This window comes from Gracilimonas sp., assembly GCF_014762685.1.
Classification (GTDB): Bacteria; Bacteroidota; Rhodothermia; order Balneolales; family Balneolaceae; genus Gracilimonas.
In genome coordinates, this window is the sequence record NZ_JABURM010000006.1 from 521,071 (window position 1) to 542,975 (window position 21,905).

At 41.3% G+C, this 21,905-nt stretch carries 26 protein-coding genes; 6 read left to right on the top strand and 20 right to left on the bottom strand.

Translation table 11 applies throughout. The features are described 5' to 3' along the window. Positions 1-63: 63 nt before the first annotated feature. Both HUJ22_RS11880 and recQ read left to right on the top strand, forming a co-directional pair. The gene (locus tag HUJ22_RS11880) at positions 64-471 is read left to right on the top strand and encodes a GxxExxY protein (protein WP_290877787.1); all 408 of its coding nucleotides are present in this window, start codon (positions 64-66) and stop codon (positions 469-471) included. Between the two features lie 56 nt (positions 472-527). Further along, positions 528-2,714 (top strand): DNA helicase RecQ, encoded by a 2,187-nt coding sequence (recQ, locus tag HUJ22_RS11885; protein WP_290877790.1) that lies wholly within the window; start codon positions 528-530, stop codon positions 2,712-2,714. Between the two features lie 2 nt (positions 2,715-2,716). Here the strand turns inward: recQ and HUJ22_RS11890 are convergent, their stop codons facing one another. From HUJ22_RS11890 to HUJ22_RS11900, 3 genes are read right to left on the bottom strand one after another with little or no spacing between them, the layout of a single operon-like run. Next, positions 2,717-4,150, bottom strand: a complete 1,434-nt coding sequence (locus tag HUJ22_RS11890) for an ATP-binding protein (protein WP_290877793.1) — start codon at positions 4,148-4,150, stop codon at positions 2,717-2,719. Positions 4,151-4,162: 12 nt separating this feature from the next. Beyond that, the gene (locus HUJ22_RS11895) at positions 4,163-4,660 is read right to left on the bottom strand and encodes a response regulator (RefSeq protein ID WP_290877796.1); all 498 of its coding nucleotides are present in this window, start codon (positions 4,658-4,660) and stop codon (positions 4,163-4,165) included. A 10-nt stretch (positions 4,661-4,670) separates the two neighbouring features. Next, positions 4,671-6,071, bottom strand: a complete 1,401-nt coding sequence (locus HUJ22_RS11900) for an SLC13 family permease (RefSeq protein WP_290877799.1) — start codon at positions 6,069-6,071, stop codon at positions 4,671-4,673. Between the two features lie 138 nt (positions 6,072-6,209). Here HUJ22_RS11900 and HUJ22_RS11905 point away from each other — a divergent pair, with 138 nt between their 5' ends. Then, positions 6,210-7,130: a DUF58 domain-containing protein gene (locus tag HUJ22_RS11905; RefSeq protein WP_290877802.1), complete on the top strand. Its 921-nt coding sequence runs from the start codon at positions 6,210-6,212 to the stop codon at positions 7,128-7,130. A gap of 45 nt (positions 7,131-7,175) precedes the next feature. On the opposite strand, the gene HUJ22_RS11910 is transcribed toward HUJ22_RS11905, so the two are convergent. Continuing rightward, positions 7,176-7,973, bottom strand: coding sequence for an SDR family oxidoreductase (locus HUJ22_RS11910; RefSeq protein WP_290877804.1), 798 nt, complete (start codon positions 7,971-7,973; stop codon positions 7,176-7,178). A gap of 127 nt (positions 7,974-8,100) precedes the next feature. Here HUJ22_RS11910 and HUJ22_RS11915 point away from each other — a divergent pair, with 127 nt between their 5' ends. Together HUJ22_RS11915 and HUJ22_RS11920 are read left to right on the top strand one after the other, a co-directional pair. Then, positions 8,101-8,802, top strand: a complete 702-nt coding sequence (locus HUJ22_RS11915; RefSeq protein WP_290877806.1) for a response regulator transcription factor — start codon at positions 8,101-8,103, stop codon at positions 8,800-8,802. Then, entirely contained in the window at positions 8,799-10,199 is a 1,401-nt protein-coding gene (locus HUJ22_RS11920; RefSeq protein WP_290877809.1) for a HAMP domain-containing sensor histidine kinase, read from the top strand. The genes HUJ22_RS11915 and HUJ22_RS11920 overlap by 4 nt, the downstream gene beginning before the upstream one ends. On the opposite strand, the gene HUJ22_RS11925 is transcribed toward HUJ22_RS11920, so the two are convergent. Further along, a complete protein-coding gene (locus HUJ22_RS11925; protein WP_290877811.1) occupies positions 10,177-10,800 on the bottom strand; it encodes an aquaporin in 624 nt (207 codons plus the stop codon). The two genes, HUJ22_RS11920 and HUJ22_RS11925, sit on opposite strands and share 23 nt — an antisense overlap. A gap of 184 nt (positions 10,801-10,984) precedes the next feature. Between HUJ22_RS11925 and HUJ22_RS11930 the strand changes: the two genes are divergently transcribed. After that, on the top strand, positions 10,985-11,284 hold the full coding sequence (locus HUJ22_RS11930) for a DUF6787 family protein (protein WP_290877814.1): 300 nt from the start codon (positions 10,985-10,987) through the stop codon (positions 11,282-11,284). Between the two features lie 39 nt (positions 11,285-11,323). On the opposite strand, the gene HUJ22_RS11935 is transcribed toward HUJ22_RS11930, so the two are convergent. The 15 genes from HUJ22_RS11935 to HUJ22_RS12000 form a co-directional block, all read right to left on the bottom strand. Beyond that, positions 11,324-11,674 (bottom strand): MmcQ/YjbR family DNA-binding protein, encoded by a 351-nt coding sequence (locus HUJ22_RS11935; RefSeq protein WP_290877817.1) that lies wholly within the window; start codon positions 11,672-11,674, stop codon positions 11,324-11,326. Positions 11,675-11,677: 3 nt separating this feature from the next. Next, on the bottom strand, positions 11,678-12,184 hold the full coding sequence (locus tag HUJ22_RS11940; RefSeq protein WP_290877820.1) for a hypothetical protein: 507 nt from the start codon (positions 12,182-12,184) through the stop codon (positions 11,678-11,680). A 22-nt stretch (positions 12,185-12,206) separates the two neighbouring features. Beyond that, positions 12,207-12,551 (bottom strand): hypothetical protein, encoded by a 345-nt coding sequence (locus HUJ22_RS11945; protein WP_290877822.1) that lies wholly within the window; start codon positions 12,549-12,551, stop codon positions 12,207-12,209. A 45-nt stretch (positions 12,552-12,596) separates the two neighbouring features. Beyond that, positions 12,597-12,974, bottom strand: a complete 378-nt coding sequence (locus tag HUJ22_RS11950) for a DUF423 domain-containing protein (protein ID WP_290877825.1) — start codon at positions 12,972-12,974, stop codon at positions 12,597-12,599. A gap of 99 nt (positions 12,975-13,073) precedes the next feature. Then, positions 13,074-13,733: a CDGSH iron-sulfur domain-containing protein gene (locus tag HUJ22_RS11955; protein WP_290877827.1), complete on the bottom strand. Its 660-nt coding sequence runs from the start codon at positions 13,731-13,733 to the stop codon at positions 13,074-13,076. Between the two features lie 99 nt (positions 13,734-13,832). Beyond that, positions 13,833-15,209: an MBL fold metallo-hydrolase gene (locus HUJ22_RS11960; RefSeq protein WP_290877829.1), complete on the bottom strand. Its 1,377-nt coding sequence runs from the start codon at positions 15,207-15,209 to the stop codon at positions 13,833-13,835. A 7-nt stretch (positions 15,210-15,216) separates the two neighbouring features. Further along, positions 15,217-16,062 (bottom strand): restriction endonuclease, encoded by an 846-nt coding sequence (locus tag HUJ22_RS11965; protein ID WP_290877830.1) that lies wholly within the window; start codon positions 16,060-16,062, stop codon positions 15,217-15,219. A gap of 164 nt (positions 16,063-16,226) precedes the next feature. Then, positions 16,227-16,433 (bottom strand): GDCCVxC domain-containing (seleno)protein, encoded by a 207-nt coding sequence (locus HUJ22_RS14975; RefSeq protein WP_366871090.1) that lies wholly within the window; start codon positions 16,431-16,433, stop codon positions 16,227-16,229. After that, on the bottom strand, positions 16,423-16,968 hold the full coding sequence (locus HUJ22_RS11970) for a DUF3347 domain-containing protein (RefSeq protein ID WP_290877833.1): 546 nt from the start codon (positions 16,966-16,968) through the stop codon (positions 16,423-16,425). Before HUJ22_RS11970 ends, HUJ22_RS14975 begins: the two co-directional genes overlap by 11 nt. A gap of 88 nt (positions 16,969-17,056) precedes the next feature. Beyond that, a complete protein-coding gene (locus tag HUJ22_RS11975) occupies positions 17,057-19,099 on the bottom strand; it encodes a heavy metal translocating P-type ATPase (protein WP_290877835.1) in 2,043 nt (680 codons plus the stop codon). Positions 19,100-19,134: 35 nt separating this feature from the next. After that, on the bottom strand, positions 19,135-19,572 hold the full coding sequence (locus HUJ22_RS11980) for a nuclear transport factor 2 family protein (protein WP_290877837.1): 438 nt from the start codon (positions 19,570-19,572) through the stop codon (positions 19,135-19,137). A 17-nt stretch (positions 19,573-19,589) separates the two neighbouring features. After that, the gene (locus tag HUJ22_RS11985; protein WP_290877840.1) at positions 19,590-20,660 is read right to left on the bottom strand and encodes a DUF2231 domain-containing protein; all 1,071 of its coding nucleotides are present in this window, start codon (positions 20,658-20,660) and stop codon (positions 19,590-19,592) included. Between the two features lie 43 nt (positions 20,661-20,703). Next, the gene (locus HUJ22_RS11990) at positions 20,704-20,916 is read right to left on the bottom strand and encodes an SHOCT domain-containing protein (protein ID WP_290877841.1); all 213 of its coding nucleotides are present in this window, start codon (positions 20,914-20,916) and stop codon (positions 20,704-20,706) included. Positions 20,917-20,974: 58 nt separating this feature from the next. Further along, positions 20,975-21,454, bottom strand: coding sequence for a hypothetical protein (locus HUJ22_RS11995; RefSeq protein ID WP_290877844.1), 480 nt, complete (start codon positions 21,452-21,454; stop codon positions 20,975-20,977). Between the two features lie 104 nt (positions 21,455-21,558). After that, on the bottom strand, positions 21,559-21,900 hold the full coding sequence (locus tag HUJ22_RS12000; RefSeq protein ID WP_290877846.1) for a P-II family nitrogen regulator: 342 nt from the start codon (positions 21,898-21,900) through the stop codon (positions 21,559-21,561). Positions 21,901-21,905 lie beyond the last annotated feature (5 nt).

Consider the following 21,905-nt stretch of genomic DNA (forward strand, 5'->3'; position numbering starts at 1 on the left):
GTAAGGAGTTGCCTTGAAATTGCTCTTACTAATAAAAGAGCAAACTAAATCGAGGTACTTCTTATGAAATCTTATCAATCAAAAAATAAAGACTATAAACACAGCGAGATCACAGGTGATATCATTGGCTGTGCAATGCGTGTTCATTCAGGGTTAGGGCCGGGATATCCGGAAGTGATCTATCAGCGGGCTTTGGCTTATGAAATGGATAAAGCAGGTCTTAGTTTCTCAAGAGAGATTGATATTCCAATAATGTATGATGGTATTCAGGTTGGCCTAAGGCGGGCTGACTTTATTGTTAAAAATGCCGTAGTTTTAGAGCTCAAAGCAATAAGTGAATTGGACAAAGGCAATTTTAATCAGGTTTTGAATTATCTGGAAGCCTATAAAAAAGAGATTGGCTTGCTAATCAATTTTGGAACGGAAAGCCTGCAATTCAAAAGACTTATCTTAACATTAAAAGAAAAATAATTTAATACAGAAATTCTTCTGTGCAACCCGCGAAATCAGCGATCGAAAAACACCCTATGATAACTCAGGCAAAAGAGACCCTAAAAGAAACCTTTGGCTACGACACCTTTCGCCCCCTTCAGGAAGACATTATCAGTCAGGTTACCCAAAGAAAAGACGCACTTGTAATAATGCCTACCGGTGGAGGAAAATCACTTTGCTACCAAATTCCGGCACTGTTATTTGATGGTTTAACGGTAGTGGTATCTCCACTTATTTCTCTAATGAAAGATCAGGTGGAGCAACTCCGGGAATATGATATTAATGCAGTTCATTTGAACAGTTCGTTATCTCCGGAAGCTTATGGTTATAATCGCCGTCAAGTGCTGCAGGGTAAAGCAAAGCTACTGTACATCGCTCCGGAAACACTGCTCATGGGTAAAACCAAAGAACTGCTGGCTGACATCAAGGTTGATTTATTTGCGGTGGATGAAGCTCATTGTATTTCAGAATGGGGACATGATTTTCGTCCGGATTATCGCCAATTGGCTGCTGCACGTAAAGAGCTTTTCCCTGAAGCTACGTGCATGGCGCTTACGGCAACGGCCACTCCTCGGGTGCGTGAAGACATCAAAAAAACCTTAGACTTTGGGGAATCTGAGGAGTTTATAGCCAGCTTTGATCGACCTAATTTATTTCTGAAAATTGCCGATAAAGATGACCCCGTAAATCAGGTACTCGATTTTCTGTACACACGCAAAAACCAATCGGGAATTATCTATTGTATTTCCCGCCGACAGGTAGATGAGTTAGCGCAAGAACTAGATGATGAAGGCTATTCGGTAAGGCCATATCATGCCGGACTTTCATCCAGAGACCGTTCCATTAATCAGCGGGCATTTATTCGGGATGATGTATCTATAATTGTGGCAACAATTGCCTTTGGGATGGGGATCAACAAACCCAATGTTCGGTTTGTTATGCATTATGATATGCCGCAAAATATAGAGCAGTATTACCAGCAAATTGGCCGTGCCGGCCGGGATGGTTTGCGCTCAGATTGCGTAATGCTTTTCAGCTATGCAGACACCCAGAAGATTAAATACTTCATCAATAAAAAAGAGGGACAGGAAAAAGAGGTAGCAGAGAAACATTTGGAAGACCTGCTCAAATTTATAGAAGCAAAAAAATGCCGGCGTATTCCGTTGATGAAATATTTTGGGGAAGAATACCCCAAAGATGAATGCGGAATGTGTGATAATTGTCTTGCAGATGATGCGGATGTAGAGGATTTCACTTTGCAGGCCAAAAAGCTATTGCAATGTATCTCTGAATTAGAAGAAAGTTTCGGAAAAACCCAGGTTGTGAATGTGCTGCGCGGCTCAAAAGCCAAAAAGATATTAGAATTGGAGCATGATAAGCTGGTATCATACGGGTCGGGCAAGGAATGGTCTAAAGATCAGTGGGAACAACTTTCAAGGATGCTAATTCGTCAGGATTATCTTGCCAAGGGTGAGCACGCTGAATTAAAGCTGGAAGAAAAAGCTCAGGCAGTTTTAAAGGGGGATGAAAATGTGTTCGGCACATTGGACCGAACCAGTACGACGATGAGTACTGAGGAGGCTTCACGAGTGGCTAATGAAGTAGAAGCTCAATATGATGAGACTTTATTTGAAATATTACGGAAGGAACGAAAAAAATTAGCTGATGAAAAGGGAATCCCTCCCTATACTATTTTCCCCGATACCACTTTGATGGAAATGGCCTATTACTACCCCAAAGACAAAGAGCATTTGTTACCGCTCTATGGTGTTGGAGAAGTAAAGCTAAAAAAATACGGCTCTGTTTTTATCGGAGTGATCAAAAAATACACCAGTGAACACGGAATTGAAGCCAGGGAAGCATCGCTTCAGGAGAAGGCCGAGGAGTTTGAAAAAGAAGAACAACATGTTCAGATTGGTAAAGCGTTTAATGACGGGCAATCCATAGAGCACCTTGCAGAAGAACATGGCGTGAAGGAAGTCACCATTCTAAATCATTTGAAGGATTACCTGAAAGATGGAAATGGACTGAGATTAGATGGCATTACCGAGGCAACCTCACTCTCGCTTCGTCAACAGGATGAGATTATTAAGATTTTTGATGAAAAAGGAGCGCATATGTTGAAGGTGGTGTATGATCGGATGAATAAGAAAATAGGCTACGACCAGATTCGCATTATGCAGCTTTATTTTATGGCGAACAAAGCAGCGGAAAAGAATTAGGACTAACAGTCATCACGTACCGGAAGAGTTACCGTAAATTCAGCACCACCTTGTTTTCTATTTTCAGCGGTGATGCTTCCCCCGGCTTGTAAAATAATTTCGTTAGAAATAGCTAGTCCAAGCCCCAGCCCGAATTTAGCCCCTTGGTTTTTAGTTGTGAAGTTAGGCTCAAAAATGTGGGGCATGATTTCATCTGGTATTCCTGGGCCGCTGTCAGATATTTTAACTTTGATTAGGTTGTCATCATAACTTGTAGAAATTGAAATTGCTCCCCTTTCTTCAATGGCATCACAGGCATTCACAATAATATTAGTCCAAACTTGATTAAGGTCGCCCACAAACACACAAGTTTTTGGAATTTCATTCAGCTGTAGAGTCAGATCTACGAATTTTAACCGATTGCTTAATACAAGTATGGTGTCATTGATTCCTTCCCGGATGTCAGCGAGTTGTTCCTTATTTTGATCTTGTCTGCTATAACTTTTCAGACTTTTCACAAGATTTGCAATTCTGCGACTTGCAATACGGATGTTTTGAATCATCTTTCCGGCTTCAAAATGATTGACTAAGTCAGGAAGAGTCCCTTTTTTCTTGAATTCATTGATCAAGGCCAGGGCTTTATCCGGCATATGAGCGAGTTTCCGAATGGTTGCTCTTTCATGAATCCAGGGGTATTTTTTTTCCATATCCAGCATGCGTTTTCGTAAAGTAGAGCTATCTACCGGTTCACTGTTAAGTCCAAACTTAAATAGCTTGAATGCAGCATCGGAATCTTCAAATCCGGTGTAAATTTCTACCAGGTTTTCAGCGGAACGCATTAAGGCTGAAGCAGGATTATTTACCTCATGGGCAAAACCGGCAACCAACTCTCCGAGCGTAGCCATCTTCTCCTGATGCACGAGCATCTGGTGGGTTTCCTCTAATTGTTTATAAGCGGCTTTTAGGTTATTACGATCTTTGTTGAGTTCTTTGCTTAACAGGTGTGTTTTTGTTTGAAGGCGCAGATTGCTTTTGTATCGCAGGATCATATTATTGAGCATCAGCTGCTGCAAAGGGTGTTTAAGCCTGGGATGATCATTCAGGTATTGCTCGAATTGCTGGGGGCGCATTTTTAAGGCTAATCCCTTGGTTGTGATGCGCCCACTTGTCAGGGTTGGTTCTCCGGTTGTAAAAGCAATCAGCCCGGCAAAGCTTCCGGGGCCCAATGTAATGAGGGCAACTTCAGTATCGTCAGGCTGAGTGCGTGTTAATTGGATATTTCCTTCTAAAATGAGATACATAAACTCCAACGGTTCTCCTTGTGAAAACAAAAGCTCTCCCTCATTCAGCGCCATAAGCTGATCCTGCAACTCATCTAGTTCATCTACTAACTTGTGAATGAAATTAAGGATGGCTGCATTATCATTTAACCAGGGGATGCCGGTGGATTTACTCATGATGGCTAATTTCTAATGGTCGGTCATTCTGTTTTTACGGAGCGCATCGGAAAGCCGGGCTGCATCTAATATTTGCATATAGGGGAGCAGGTTTTTTTCATTAGCTATCACAAAGTCGGTAAGCTCATTAACCACTACTCGCTCGAGCTCTTCCTGACCCCAGGGCTTTGCAATGTAATGATCTAAATCTGCTTTGTTGATAGCGAGAATGGTGTCTTCATGCCCTGCCTGACCGGTCACAAGTACTTTCTTGCTTTTCATCGTTTCAGGCCTGTTCTGCATATCAATCAACAGATCTACTCCGTTTTTTCCCGGGAGAACATGATCACATAAGATTAAACCGATTTTATGCCCGTGGTCAATAATGTAATCAATCACCTCTGTAGCTTCCGATACATTATTAGCCGTTTCAACAGGGAAGTAAGACTCAAATTTTTCAAGGTCTTTTATCAAAGCTTCCATTACTTCCAGCTCATCTTCTACTATCAATATGTAAATTTTTTCATCCATAACAGTTCCCTCAATTTAAGATTAATGGCCAATAAAAGAGTGCGTAAAGAGTCACCATCAATAACCCGAAAAGCCCGATCACTAACCCCGCGCGGGTCATATGTTTAGTTTTTAGGGTGCCGGTACTCATTGCAATGGCATTGGGCGGGGTTGAAATGGGGAGCATCATTGCCATGCTTGCGCTTACCCCGATCACCAGGCTGATAAGGATTAAACTGAACCCTTCACCCGCTACACCTGATTTTGCTAAACTGACTGCAAGTGGAATCAGTAAAGTAGCAGAAACCGTATTTGAGAGGAAATTTGACATCACGATGGCAACCAAACTAAAGGCAATAATCATAAATAATGTAGAAAAAGCACTCCATTCAATGCTGGTGATAATCCATTCTGCGAGACCGGTACTTTCCATCGAAATACCGAGTGATATTCCACCAGCTACCAGCCATAATACTTCCCAGGGAAGCTGGCGAATACCGTCTTTATCTAAAATACCCGTGAGAGCTAAAGCAGCTACCGGGATAAGTGCAATGATGCTACTTCCAATACCGTGAAAACTTTCTGTTATCCAAAGTAAAACGGTAGCGCCAAAAACGAAATACACCAAGATAGCAGAGCTGTTTTTTTGAAAGGCTCCTTTCATATCCATTGATAGAGAACCAGATTTTGGTTTGAACATCCACAAAAGGATCAACCAGCTTGCAATGAGGACCAGCATAACCAACGGGGCAGCCAGGATCATCCATTCGGTAAATGCAATATTTATTCCCTGGGTTGAAAGAGCCCCGATGACTACAGCATTGGGCGGTGTTCCGATGGGGGTAGCAATGCCACCAATATTTGCTGCAAAAGGAATACTGAGTGCGAGGCCAATCCTCAGTGGATCATCCAGATCGGTTTTGGCTATGATGGGGAGAATGACAGTCATCATCATAGCGGTAGTGGCGGTGTTACTCATAAAAGCAGAAAGCACGGCGGTGACCGCCATCAACCCGAGAATTATGAACTTAGGTTTTGAACCAAAGGGTTTGAGTAAAAGGCGGGTCAGGTTTTTATCGAGATCATATTTTACTGCGGCATCAGCGAGAACAAAGCCACCTAAAAAAAGAATGATGATGGGGTTTGCAAGCGTGCCAATGAAATCAGTGTAAGGGTTTGGGTTATAATCAGCGGTTATTTCCGGGAAAAGTACTCCTTGTTTACTCAGGAAGAAAACCTGAAGTAAAATAACCAGGATTGAAGTAGCATAAATCGGAACCGGCTCCAGCATCCAAAAAATTGCGGCAATAAAGAAAATACTGAGAGCAACATGCCCAGCCTCGGACAAACCGGAGATGTTCAGAAAAAAAGGAATCATAAAACCAATGATCCCGAGCAGAATAGAAACCGATTGTTTAGAAAAGACCTTCATGATAACGGCAATAGATTCTTCAAATGGTAGTTGAACCGATAAGAGTATAGGCTATCTTTGCGAAATTATTGTGAAGAAAAGGAGCGTTTATTACTGAATCTGCCTTTCATAAATAAATTTATAATAGTACCATGAATTATGATCTTAGAACCAAATATACTGTCCAAACTATCCTCGCTTGAACTGCGTGCGAAGAAGATCGTGGAGGGTTTCATTTCCGGATTACATAAAAGTCCGTTTCATGGATTTAGCGTGGAGTTTGCGGAGCATCGTCCTTACAACCCCGGTGATGATTTCAAACATATAGACTGGAAAGTATATGCCAAGAAAGAACGGTTTTATGTGAAGCGGTATGAAGAGGAAACAAATCTTCGTTCCTATATCATGTTGGATACGAGCTCATCCATGCAATTCAGGCATTTTTCAGAATGGAGTAAGCTTAGATATGGGATTCATTATGCAGCTTCATTGATGTATTTGATGCATCGTCAGCGAGATGCTTGCGGGCTGATCCCATTCAACTCAAAGATTGATGCCTTTATTCCGGCCAAGTCAACTTATGCCCATTTGAGGCAAATTTACACAGAATTGGAGCGAGAGTTGATTCATGAGGAGAATAAAGATGCTGAACGAAGACAAACGGCGTCAGCTCAGGCAATTCACGAAGTAGCAGAGCGGTTGAATCACCGAAGTTTGGTGGTAATCATTACTGATCTTTTTGAAAATTCCGGGGAACATGAAGAATTGATTTCTGCTTTAAAACATCTTCGTCATCGAAAACATGAAGTATTGTTGTTTAATGTGCTGGAAAAGAAAAGTGAGCGCGATCTTGATTTCCCGGATCGGCGCTTTGTATTTGAGGACATGGAGTTAGGGGATGAAGTGGAGGTGCTTCCGGCTCAGGTGCGCCAGGATTATCAGGAAAAAGTAGCTGAATACACCAAGAAATTCCAAATGGCTTGCAGTGAGTTCGAGATCGATTTTGAAGAGATGGATACCCAAAGCCCTTTTGATCAGTCTTTGCTGGCCTATCTTACCAAGCGTAGAAGATTGGGGTAATAATCAGCAAGCTAATAATCATTAACGAATACACGAATAACGAATTTACGTCACCTTTTGATTCTTTAAGATCCTATTCAGCAACGTCGGTGAAACACGCTGAACCCAAATAGCCAGCCCTTCCTTAAAGCCGGTCACATAAATTTCTTCTTTTTTTGATTTAATCTTTGGCATCACTTTTTTCACCATTTTATCAGGGGTCATGGCTTTTTTGTGGGCATCCCCCATCTCCCCAAATTTAGAGCCATCACCCGTGAGCGCATTTTTACTGATCTCGGTTTTGATAAATCCGGGGCATAATAAAGTTACGGCCACATTATGTTCGTACATTTCCTGGCGGAGAGAATTAAAAAATCCTTGTACGGCATGTTTACTGGCAGCATATCCTGAACGATACTTGGTGCCAATTTTACCGGCCACACTGCTGGTTACAATGATGTGTCCCGATTTTCGCTCCATCATGTGGGGAAGCACTTGCTTAGTTAAGCCCACAGCCCCGAAATAATTAATTTCCATCAGCCGTCGAAAAGTGCTCATTTCGGTTTCTTTCACGGTAGCTCGCTGACTAATTCCTCCATTGTTAATTAATACATCAATTTTACCAAATGCGGCTAAAGCTTCTTTCGTCTTCTGAGCGAAAGAGTCGCTCTCCGTTAAGTCCAGAGGGATAATTTTAACATTGGGTGTATCCTCCCCTAAACTATTTTTAACTTCCTGCAGAGCCCCTTTTCTCCGAGAGGAAAGAATTAGGTTTGCTCCTTCTTTATAGAAGGCTCTTGCAAAAGCTTCTCCTATGCCTGAGGAAGCTCCCGTAATCCATACTGTTTTTCCTTGGTAATTCATGCGTAAATTCTGATTTTTAAAGAAATAGTTATACAATACAGTGCTATAATGTTACGGTGTTAAGGTAATATTTTCTCGATTACCTTAACACCGTAACACATAAACACTTTCAGACAAAACATACACGATGAGCAATAAACACACCATACTTTTAGTGGAAGACGAGGAAGAATCCGGCGAGATGCTGACAAACTTTTTAGAATTGAATAACTACAAAGTACTTTGGGCAAAAGACGGAAAAAAAGCCTTTAACTATATAGATGACAACGCGAATGATATTCACTTAGCTATTTTGGATATCATGGTTCCTTATCATGATGGAAAAGATATTTGCAGACATATTCGGCAACACCCTGTTATTTATGATATCCCGGTATTGTTTTTGACTGCTCGTGATGAAGAAAAGGATGAAATTGAAGGCTTAGAGCTGGGGGCTGATGACTATATCAAAAAACCGGCAAGCTTAAACTTGGTGAAAGCCCATGTGGAAACTCAATTACGCCGGCGATCTCCTGAAAAAAGTAATTGGATACAGTATGGCAGGGTATATGTAGATGTGGATTCTAAAGAAATGTATATCAATGATGAATTGATAGATCTTACCCATACGGAATACACCATTGCAGAAATGATTTTTCAAAACCCGAAATTGGTGTACAGTCGTCAGCAGATTCTGGAGAAAATTTCGGATGAAGAAAAATATGTATTTGACCGGACGGTAGATGTTCATGTTAAAAATTTGCGTCTCAAAATGGGCGATGAGGGTAGGCTAATTAAAACCTATCGAGGCGTAGGGTATGGGTTTAATAAAGAATTTCTCCACGCATGAAAATACGCTCCAAACTGGCATGGACTTATATAATTCTATTAGTTATTGGGATTATTACCATAAGCGCTTACTCGATTCTTACTATTCGAAGTTTTTTACTGGAGGAAGGGGAAAAACAATTTGAAAGAGATGCTCTTTCGCTGGCATTAGCGGCAAGCAGTTTTAAAAATGATGAACAGTTTGATGAAAGAATTCAGCAACAAGCTCAGCTCTCCCGTTATGAAATGGCTGTTTATGACAAAGACGGAGTTCGTTTTCTTACTTTTCCTGAAGAGGCTTTCGAAAATGTAGCTCCTTATCTCGGTGATTCTTTAATGACAGAGCTGGAACAGCGCGATGGAAACCCTATCATTCAAAATAAGGAGCAATCTCCAAAACTTATTGCCTATGTTGATTTAGGCCAGTCTGATAACGCAGCTCAATATTTGCGAATAAGCCAGGATAAGGGACAGTATTACGCAGCAGTAGCAAGTATCAGGCATATTATTTATGCAGGAATGTTTTTCTCGATTGGAGCTGTAATCATCGTAAGCTTTTTGTTTGCCCGCTATATTGCTGCCCCGATTTTGCACCTTAATGCAGCTGCTTTGGATATTGCCCGAGGTAATTTAGATCGTAAAATTGATCTCAAACGGAATGATGAATTTGGAACATTGGCTGACTCACTTAACCACATGGCAAGTACACTGAGAGCTGATAATGAAAAATTAAAACGCTTAAATGAAAAACAAAGCCAGTTTTTTGCAGATATCACTCACGAAGTTCGCAATCCTCTTCATACTATTTCCGGTGCTTTAGAAATGCTGGAGCTGGAAAATCTTCAGCCGGAGAAGAAAAAGCAGTACATGAAAACGGCTCAAAAACAGATTCTTCGGGTAGCCCGTTTGTTTGAGGATATCAAAACCTTACAACGATATGATTTTGACGAGAGTTTTATTACCCGAAAAAAGATTGATCTGAAAGAATTAATAAATGAAGCAGAGCAGGCATATCAGCCCATTGCTGAAAAAAAAGGGCTGGAATTGGTTACAACAAACATCTGTTCCTGTAAAGTAAATGCCGATCCGGATAAGATTGAACAGGTCTTGGATAATCTTATTTCAAATGCGATTAAATATACGTTGAAAGGAAAAATTGAAATTGGATTTGAGAAGAAGGGAGAGGTTGCGGAGATTTACGTTAAAGATACCGGGCCGGGAATTGGAAAAGAACACTTAGACCGCTTGTTTGATCGATTTTATCGTACCGATAAAGCCCGTTCGAGAGATAAGGGGGGCACAGGATTGGGACTTTCGGTTGTAAAGGGAATTTTAAATGCACATCAAAGTGATATAAAAGTAGAAAGCACCGTTGGCAAAGGCAGCCGTTTTTATTTCACTCTCCCCATTTTGGATTGAAATAGGCAAAAGTGAAAGCAGCTAACGCTCCGCCACAGAGAGGGGCAATGGTATACAATAAAATATGCTTGTAAGAATCTCCTCCCATTATAAAATCAAACAGTGCTGTGCCGATAGAAATAGTTGGGTTTAACACACCGCCCGATACAGGTGTACTTACCATGAGCATACCGGTGAATGTTAATCCTATTATTATTCCAACAAATTGGTTTTTTCGGTGCAGGTTAGAAAGGGAAAGCATCAACATCACCATAACAAAAATGGATACGAAGAAGACTTCAACAAAGGTTTGTTGATAGAGGCCGGTATCTGTTGGAGGCTCTACATAAAAAACGGAGCTGGATAAGAAATAGATAACAATAGCGGCAAAAAAGCCCCCCATAACCTGACTCACTATATAACCCAGAAAATCGGCCGCACGGAGTTTACGCTTTAAGAAAAAAGCTATAGAAACTGCAGGGTTATAATGAGCCCCCGATATCGGGAAACCAATATAAACCAAAGCCATTAATGTTAAACCTATGGCGAGCGGATCCCCCGTAAAGCCAAAAACCAATACGAGAAAAAAGGCTCCGAGCGCTTCTGTTATGTAAGCGTGCATACCCTGTATGTTAGTCCTCCTAAAATACTAAATATTTTACCTGCGGCTGAAACTACTTGCAGGAAGGAGAAATTGCAAGAAGGCATTTGCATAATTTGTAAAAAAAGTATTGTGCATATTTCTAACTATTTGACTTCATATAGGCTTAGAAAAAGGATATTTTCAGGAAAATAAATTTTATTTCATGCAAATATTCAAAAAATTGAAAGCCCGTTGGGATATTGAGAGCAACTGGCAGATCATTATTATACTTTTTGTGTTTTCTTTGACAGGCTTTACGGCACTTTTTGCAAGACGTTTCATTTTTCCGCTTTTAGGTATTGAGGCCTCAGATCCGTTTTGGTATAAAACAATTATGTGGCTGATAACCATTTTTCCTATTTACAACATTCTATTATTGACCTATGCTGCTCTTTTTGGCCAGTTTAAGTTTTTCTGGAGATTTTTTAAGAAGATGATGGGCCGATTTGTACCCAATAAATAATATTTAAAAATAGTAAGTAATGTTAAAATAAACAGGATCTTATCTGGCTAGTGTAGCGCGGTTTTTTGGGGGAAGCTTGGCGACCACCAAGTCATAAGAGTGTTTTATAAGCTCAAGGATGAAGTCATCTTCTAGAGATCCTGTTGTATCCACCGAGTTCCAGTGTTTTTTGTTCATATGATATCCAGGCTTAATTTCTTCATATTCGGCTCTCAGTTCTAGTGCCTTTATAGGATCGCACTTCAGGTTAATGCTCTCGAATTCATCAACATCAGTAAGGGCGAACATTTTTCCCATTACTTTAAAAACCAGGGTTTGTTCATCAAAAGGAAAATCCTCAGCGGTACCGGGCAGGGAAAGACAGTAGTTGTAAAAGGCTTCTATATGCATGGTTCAGTTTACGCTTTCATAATCGATACGAAAGTTGGCGGAAAGGCGGGACGATCGTGAAGTGATGTAGTTTGCTAGATCAGGTGTAATCACTCCTATAAAGCTATCATGCCAGGTAGAGGCCATGGTCCGAACGTCATTGTTCAGTGGTAGCTTGGCCGGTTGATAGAACATGAGTTGTGCAGTAAAGGCAAGGGTTTCGGCCATTCCTTCCATAATATTGATGTGCAGATAAAGAATTGGAAGCTGATCGGATTGCTGAAGTGTCTCATATTCTAAAATAGTAACAGGAAGACTGTTTAGCTCTTTAAGCATCAGACTTCTAACGCTATCAACAGGAATAGAGACGTTATCCAGACTTTCAGGTTTTTCCACATTCACAACTACCCCAAATTCGGAGATTCCATAAAGTGAATTTTGCTCGCGAAGCACTTCATTCTGAGCATATGAATTAATAGTGCTAAACAAAAAAAAGTAGATTGTAAGTATTAAAAAATACAGGGTTTTCATTTTTTTAAGTTTGAGTGATCAGCTAATATAGCTTAATAGTCATGAATTCTGATTCTCCCTGACAGTCTGTCCACATAAACCAAACAGAATCAGCATTCTTGTCCATACCGGAAATCTGGTCATAAGGAATTGCGATTGTGCTTTTAGGGTGAAGATTCGGTTGAAAGTTTTCACATGGATCAGCTAAATCTATCAGATAGCTATCTTCTGTTTCAATAACAAAATAAAAAACTGGTTTATCCGTGTCATTCAATATTTCCAGCTCGGGTGGTTGGGGTGTAGCAATTACGGTTTCTTCATAGGAAGAATCACATCCTGCTATTAAAAAAAGGAAAGTCGGCAATAAGTAGCAGCAAAGGTTTTTCATGGCATTGAATTTGTTATAAAAACTATGCGATGAAGAAAAAATTGTTTACCCGTTACTTTTTAAAACTTGTATTCCCAACAAAACCCAACCGGCTATAAAAGCAATCCCGCCAAATGGGGTAATGGCACCAAGCCAGCCAATACCCGATAAACAGAGTGTATACAGGCTTCCGGAAAAAATCACAATTCCTGTTAAAATAAGAGAAGCCGGCCAGGTAATAACGAGGTCAAATTGAACTCCGATCAGGGCGATCAACATCAACCCCAGGGCATGCCATGCATGGTATTGAACGGCGGTTTGCCAGGTTTCCAGACGCTCAGTACACAGTATATTTTTCAGGGCATGAGCACCAAAAGCTCCGGCGGCTACGGCAAGAGCTAACAGGATGGCGGCAATGGCAATAATAATCTTCGGATTAGACATTTCGTAAACTCGTTAATGGTTATTCGTTATTGGGAAAATAGTATCTATGAAGTTAACAAATAGAGGATTAACGATTCCACCAATAACGAATAGCCCTAATTAATCAGAAACAAAGCCGATCTTCTTATGGGTACCGTCACAAAATGGCTTCGTCTCTGAACCGCCGCATCTGCAAAAACTCATCTTCTTGCTGCAGGTTTCTCGGCCCGTGGCTTCGCCCACTAAGTCATAATTTCCCTCTACCACAAAAGGTGCGTTATCAATTAGCTTAACAGATAATTCTCCTCCTTTGCCCTGCACTGGTTCAACTCTTAAGCGCTCAGCATTGTAAGAAGTATCAGCTTTAAAATTGGCAGAGATGTGGGAGTTATCACACAATGGTTTGTTTTTGGACTGCCCGCACCTGCACAGAGCCATGCGGGTATCTTTTAGTACTATATTTTCATCCATATCCTTAACAACCACCTCTCCATGAATGTAAATTGGTCCGTCCTTTTCAATGGTAATAATATTTTGCCCGGGTGGTGTTTCCGTTTTATCGGAGCTTTTAAGCTCGTAGTGCAATGCTCCGGTCGGACAGCGTTCAATCACTTCGGTCAACTCATCTGCTGAGGCCAGTTCCGGTTTTATCCATGGTTTTCGCTTTGGATCAAATACACCCGGTAATCCCCGCACACATTCGGCAGCATGAATACATCGTTCTTTATCCCAGGTAACTTTCAGCTCATCGGTTGAGTATTGCAGGATCTTTTCTTTCATAGAGATCTTAGATTGGTTTTAAGTTATACATCATTATAATTAAGTGAGAGTTTTGAACCAAAAGGAATAGAAAGTGTAAAAAATCATGTGCCGGTTTCGTTAAAGTTGAATGTCAGCAATCTCATATAACTCAGGTATGTGGGCGCTCCAGTTGTAGGTATCCTTCAACTTAACGCGCATCATGTCCAGGCTTTGAGGTTCGCCATGAATCAGGAGAACATGTTCGGGCATTTTCTTGATATCAGAAACCCAGTCCAGCAATTCTGTTTGATCTGCGTGAGCCGAAAGGCCGTGGAGGATATCGATACAGGCTTTGACCTGATGATATTTTCCATAGAATTTGATCTCTTCAGCCCCGTCTAACAGCTGGCGCCCTCGTGTGCCTTCAGCCTGGAAGCCGGCTAAAAGTACAGTGGTTTCCTCTCTGCCAATATACTTCTGAAGGTAGGTGAGAACCCGGCCACCCGTCACCATACCGCTTCCGGCGATGATAACCTTTGGCCTTGAATCATCTATAATCTTCCAGGTTTCCTTAAAAGATTCCACGATGTGAACGCGGTCCTTCATATCAGCAGAATCTTTTTCAGTTAATTTATGCCATTCCGGATATTTGTTAAAAGTACTCAGGGCCCGGGCTCCCATAGGGCTATCCAAAATAACAGGAAGTGACGCAGGGATGAGGTTCTTTTTGTGAAGCTGCCAGATCAGATACATCAGCAACTGAGCGCGTTCAACGGCAAAGCTCGGGATGATGAGTGTTCCGCCTTTTTGAATAGTCTCATCAATGAGCTGCTTAAGTTTTCCTAAAGTATCTTCTTCAATGTGTTTCCTGTTTCCGTAGGTTGATTCTATGAACAGTATATCAGCACTTTTAGGCTTCTTGGGAGCCCTAAGCAATGCATCGTTAGGCCGGCCAATATCCCCTGAAAACACAAATCGTTTTCCGTAGATGTCTATCTCAATGAAAGTAGCTCCTATAATATGTCCGTTGTATTGAAATCGAACTCTAGTGTTGTTGTCAACCGCAATCCACTCGGCTTCTTCCCGTTTTTGAAATCGGCTTATGGCCTTTTCAGCATCATCCGTATTGTAAAGAGGTTCGGCCGGGTCGTGTTTGGAGTACCCGTCTTTGTTGGCTCTTTCAGCATCTTCTTCCTGAATTTTGGCGCTGTCTCGCAATATGATCTCAGCTATGTCGAGGGTTGGAGCTGTTCCCCAAATTGAACCATTAAATCCCATTTTAACGAGTCGTGGAAGAAATCCACTATGATCAAGGTGACCATGCGTTAATAAAACAAGATCAACTGTTGAAGCTTTAACAGGAAGCTGTTGCCAGTTTAATTCCCGCAGCTTTTTTATTCCCTGAAACATCCCGCAATCTATCATTAGATTTTTTTCAGGAGTTTCAATAAGGTATTTGGAACCAGTGACTGTCCCTGAAGCTCCTAAAAAATGGATCTTAATGGATTTGCTCATGATCAGCTCATGTTATGGTTAAAATTTCAGTTGCTTCCTTATGAATGCGCTCTGCCCGCGGTTTATCAAAACCAAGCCGGGTGAGGACCTGCATATTATTACGAATCTGTCTGACCAATACAATGTCGTTTTTCAAAAGAAGCTGTTTTTCAGATTTATCAATAACTGATAAACAGGTTATGGGATGAAGTCCGGTTCTACCGATCAGGTCTTTCAGACCGTTGTTCTTTGGAAAACTCCAGCTCAATAACTTGAGTCCAATACAATTTGCATAATCTGAGGCATCGGTAGTAAACCGTGTGTTAGTAACTACCCACCCCGCATGGTTTTTATATTGGAGCTCAGGCTGTTTGACCCACGCATTCTTAACATCTACAAAACGGGATCTCACATAAAGGGGAATGGTAACATTACAGTGATGATTTTGTCTGTTGTGAAATTTACACTCCATCATTAAATATTCATTATCCTTCTCGGCGAGCACATCAATTTCGTGAGAAACACATTCTCCTTTAATTAAACTACCCACGTGTGTTGCGTATCCAAGCTTTTTGAAGATTTCTGAGATCAGAATTTCAAATGGATAACCTGAAGGCCCCAGTTCAAGCAAAGCTTCTTTTAACTTATACCGCCCTGCAATTCGGATAGATTTCTGCTTTAGCAGCCGGTAGGCTTCCCGGTAAATTTTTTGGGTAGATATACCGTCTGTAAATAAGCCAGTATCTTCCAAGTCTTTGATCACAGAATTCATAACATCTGACTGAGCTCCTGCATTACTCAATGAGTGTTTTAGTTTGGATAGCTGAAAAGTCTCTCTTTCACCTGTAGCCTTTATAACTTCAAATGGAACCATGTGTTACGCTGCCGTTTTTGTGTTTAACAAAAAGTATACAAAAGAACTGTAAAGATTGAGTGAGGCTATTATTTCATATACGAAAGATTCCATATATGAATGAGCAATTAAAGAAAAAATTAATCTATTAAATTAAAAGGTTATCAAAGGTGCAGATAAATTAATTAACAACATGATTTATCTTGTTGAACAGGCGGGCAATCAATATCTCCATAAGAACAGAAAACACAGCAATCTCCCTGTTTCGGTTTAATGATTTCTCCACAACCCGGACATTCCCAAAAGTACTGGCAGGAATCTTCCGGCATTGTTTCCGAAGCTTGATTCCCACACAACGGACAGGATATTGTTGAAGAGGTTTTAACTTTCATCTGAATCTTTGTTGATCAATTCAGAGGAGTCTCCACAACTGTGCATGGCCTGTCCAAAAAATGGATTTTCAACTTCCTCTTCGGTGCTAAGCCAGCTGCTTCCACCTTCAAACATCGGGCAGTATTGCTTGAACAACTTTCCTTCATATCCCTGATTTTGAACAGCTGTAATAAGTTCACCTGAGATCTTTTTGAATGCGGATCGCAAGGCTTTAATATCTTCCGAATCAAAAGCTTCCTGTACGGCAGCAAGCATTTCTGAATGATGATCTGCGTGTTTTTCAGCATGTTCTTTATGCTCATTCATTTCTCCGCTGCTATGCACTTCTTCCAAAAATTTCTGGAGATGTTCTTTAGCGGATACAAAATTATCGTGAACCAAAGCATTCTTGGCCTCCAGATAATGCAGGATCAATGTTTCAAGATGATCTGCATGCTGATGTTGTTCTTGTTGGTGATTGGCATGATCTTCATGCTGAGCAATAGCTGTAAAGCTGATAAGGGATAATAGTGTCAGTGTTAGTATTGATTTCATCGTCAGTTTAATTAGTGTGTTTATTTTTAAAAATTGAATGTTGTTACTCAGAACTCAGAACTCAGAACTCAGAACTCAGAACTCAGAACTATTCTTCCTCCATCTTCAGAAAACGGGCGTTGATGGCAACGATCACCGTACTTAAAGACATCAAGATTGCGCCTACGGCCGGACTCAAAATAATGCCCCAGGTAAATAAAACACCTGCGGCCAGGGGGATGGCTCCGATGTTATACCCTGAAGCCCACCACAGGTTCTGCACCATTTTTCGATAGGTAGATTTCGAGAGTTTAATAAGTGCAGTAACATCCTCAGGATTATTCTTTACCAAAACGATATCCCCGGTTTCAACAGCTACATCGGAGCCGGCCCCGATGGCAATGCCGACATCGGCTTGGGCGAGGGCGGGAGCATCATTCACTCCATCTCCGGTCATGGCAACAAACTTTCCTTGCCCCTGAACTTCCTTCACTTTATCGGCTTTTTCATTCGGGAGCACTTCGGCAAAAACCTGATCGATACCTAATTCTTTGGCCACGTAATCGGCGGTTTGCTGATTGTCACCGGTAAGCATAATGCACTCGATACCCATATCATGCAGTGCTTTGATGGCGTTTTTAGAGGATTCACGAATTTTATCTCCCAAAGCAATGGCTCCTGCCAACTCATTTTCAATGATCACAAAAACCACCGTTTTTCCCTGGGATGAAAGCCCTTCAACATCATCTTCCGGATAGTCCATTTCTTCTTTACGGATATAACCCGGACTTACTACTTTGATCGATTTTCCATTCACTGTGCCTTCGATTCCTTTGCCGGTGATGGAGTTGAATTCATCGGGCTCCCAGGTTTCCTCAGCTTTCTCTAAAATACCCTTGGCTAGTGGATGTTCGGAGTTTTTCTCCAACGAAGCCGCGTATTTCAGAATATCATCATCGGAAAAGTCATCTCCGAAATTTAGGATATCAGTTACAGTGAAGGTTCCTTCTGTAAGCGTTCCTGTTTTGTCAAAGATGACGGCATCCAGATTGCGGGCCTGTTCAAAAGCAGCGCGGTCGCGGATCAAAAATCCATTGGTAGCAGCAATACTGGTGGATCTTGAAACTACGAGTGGAATCGCTAACCCCAAAGCATGCGGACAGGTGATCACCATTACTGCTACGGTTCGGTTCATGGCAAAATCAAAACTTTGTCCGGTAAAGAATATCCACGCTCCAAAGGTGATCAGTCCGGCTGTGATCGCTACAATGGTCAGCCAAAAAGCGGCTCGATTCGCTAGATCCTGAGTTCGTGATTTACTCTGTTGTGCTTCTTCTACCAGGTTCATAACCTGAGATAGGAAGGACTCATCACCTGTCTTCGAAATTTCAATTGTGATGGAGCCTTTTTCGTTTACTGAGCCGCCGATCACTTCATCGTCTTTAGCTTTGTTAATGGGTTTAGATTCGCCGGTAAGCATGGCTTCGTTCACACTTGACTCCCCCTTCACAACAATACCATCAGCAGGAACTTTTTCTCCGGGTTTGATAAGAATCTTGTCACCCTGCTTCAATTCGTCAATGGGAACATCTTCAGTTGAGCCGTCTTCGTTCACGCGATGCGCCTCGCCGGGTAATAGCTCAGCCAATTCTTCCAATGCCGACGAAGCACTCATTACGGAACGCATTTCTATCCAGTGCCCCAGAAGCATAATCCCAACCAGAGTTGAAAGTTCCCAATACAGCAGGTCACCTTCAAAACCAAAAACCACGGCTGTGCTGTAGAGATAAGCTATGGAGATCGCGAGGCCGATAAGTGTCATCATGCCCGGCTGCTTTTTCTTTAACTCATCTACTAAGCCGGTTAGGAACGGCCATCCCCCAAAGAAATAAACCAAGGTAGAAAGAGCGGCGAGTATCCATTTGTCGGCCGTAAATCTCCAGTCCACGCCCAGAAAATCCTGGATCATTGGGGAAAGTGACATAATTGGAATGGTCAGCCCAAGCACCCACCAAAAGCGCCATTTGAAATCCTGCACCATCTGCTTGTGGTGCTCGTGGTGGGAGTGGCTACCATGGTCACCATTTTCGTGCTTGTGATCCATCCTATGGTCATGATCATTGTGACTATCATGGTTGTGTTGGTGGTCCATTTTAAGTTCCGCTTAAATTAATGGTCGTTTGTTGCTTATCGGGATGACCAATGAATGGCTGTAATTTTCCAATGGTCCCCATCTTTTCTCAATACGGCAAGTTCAAGCGAGGTCAGGTCCATTTCTCTTTCAGAATACGTTCCCTTCATGGTACTCACGGTGCTTACCCAGGCAGCAGCACCCTCAGTTGTAACTTTTTGGGTAAGGATCTCACGATTCATAGCCTTCAGGAACCTGCCATCAGAGTGAAAGTGATGGGAGAGGTATTCCTCTTTCGTCTCCATTCCGCTTCCTTCCAGTATCAAGGCATCATCAGCTAATAAATTGCTGGCGGTTTCAGAGTCATTATCTATGATCGCTGTTTTAAAATCTCCTAACGCGTTTAATACGTTTGTTTTTGTCTGGTTCGTTTGAGCCATTAAAGTTCCGGAGAGCAAAAAAAGTATACCGGTTATCTTTATAAGTGATTTCATAGGGTTGTTTTTTTTGTTTAGAGTTGAGTCATTTCAATTTGAGAGAGCAGTACTGTGCCACTTCCCTGTAGCTTTAGTCCCACATTTCCACTTTCCGGGGCATCACCGTGGCCGTGTACTTTCATTTCACGGTTCACATAACCCCGAAAATGAGTTCCGTCTCCAACAACACGCAGGAATAATTCTCCATTGATTTTAAATGTACCTTCTTGAAATATGATTTCGTCGCCATTTTGGATTCTTCCTTGGCGGATGCTTCCATCTGAACTCAGGGATACAAAATCGTAATTATTCGCATTCTGTAAATGATGTATAAGCTCTACTTTTCCATCTAAATCATCTAAGTTGAGATAATAATCGATTTGTACATCTTGGAAAGAGTCATGGGTCACAAACAGGTTTGCTTGTTCTGAGGCCTCAAGGCGAAGTAGTGGAGATTCCGCTGAAATTGTTGCCGGGTTTAAGTCTTGAACAGAACCCTCCACCCAGTGAAAATTAGCGATTAGATCACTGACTGAATTTGAGTTTATGTCCCAGGTCCAGTTTCCATTCTCTTTAGTTACAAAAGATGAGATGTTTGAAGTACTATCCATTGGTACGGATGATTCAGGTTCTTCCTGTTGCAAAAGTTGACCGGTTCCGGTTCCGTAACCGAAGACCATTTTCCCGCCGTATTCCGCGGTCTCATATACCATAAACAATCCCGGTAAAACCGTTATGAAAGAAATGATCTTAAAGCTTTTCTTTTCAAAAAGATCAAACCAGTGAAAGGCAATCCTTAATATTGAGTAGAGAACAAAGAACCATAGAAGATATTCCGCCCAGTCGGCATGTTCACTGAGTACTGATTGGGCTTCAGTTGGAAGAAAAACAGTATCTGCGGCTACGGTTCCACTATAATAAGTAACACCGGTAAGTAATGTTCCTGCTACATACAGGATTGTATTTTTGGTTTCATCCCACCATTTGTCCGGGACAAAAAAGGTGACAAGATTTCCTAATGCTGCAACCACTAACAGTGCAATAGGAAAGTGTACCAGTAGTGGGTGGATGTTTGGAGCCCAATCGGGCGTAATAAATAGGTCCATGTTTGTTTATTTAAGTTTAAAGTAATTGGGTATAGACAAATAGTTAGAGCAATTCCTTTTTTCGCTCCTCGAACTCTTCCTTATCAATTTCACCATTTGCATATCTTCGTTTAAGGATTTCAAGTGGAGATTCATTATTTGAATTTTGCTTAGTTGAACTGAAGAACGCCTTCACGATAATTACGATCAATGCAATTATTAAAAACCACCAGAAAAACATCATCCAGCCTCCTCCGAAAAAATGAAAATCATGCATAGTATCTAAAGCTTTAGTGTTAAAAAATAGAGGCGACCTCTTAGCTTCCATATCATCATTAGTGATGTCCTTTTATTTTGTTACTGTTGGTGGAATCTGATTTCATCTTCATATCGGAATCCATCATGCCTCCCAGCATCATTTGCATACACATCATGTGCATTTTCATGATTGAGGAATCGTCCATCATGTTCATCATCTTGGAATGATCCATTTCACCATCCATCATAGACTGCATCATATCCATGTGCTTTTTCATGCGTTCTTTCATTTCAGGGTTGTTCATCATGGAGTTCATATTTTCCATCATAGCGGAGTGATCCATGTCTTTCGAACTCATCATTCTTTGCATCATCTTAACACGCATTTTCGGATCCTTCAGCATGTGATCCATCACCATGGATTGCATGGATGAGTCCTGCATCATGGTCATCATTTGTTGCTTCTTCTGTTCCATATTTTGTTGTTGTGCTGCGACTGTTAGTGAAAACCCAAAACTGATCAACAGTAACAGGATTATTGCTTTTATCTTTCTCATGACTCTATTTATTTAGTTATTATTATTGTATTTAGTATACTATTTATTAATTGCTTTATCTTACACGATATTGATTCATATTTGTCGATTAATGAAAGATTTTGCTATTCTATCACTTCAGCACCCTGCTTACCATCCCTGATCCTTGTCATATTTTCTATAGGAATGACAAATATGATCCCATCACCTCGTGAACCTGTGGAGGCGGTCTGTTGAATGATGTCAATGATAGGTTCAATGTTTTTGTCCACTGCAGCTATTTCTACTTTTACAACTTTAGAATGCAGGGCCGGGAACTCCAAAGAACCATGAGCATGATTCGGATCCGTATATTGTCCCGCTCCTTCACCTCTGAATACGGTAATGCAACAATGGCCTTCAGCCCGAAGTGCCTTATATACATCTTCGAGTAATATGGGTCGTATGTATGCCTTTACTAATTTCATAATGC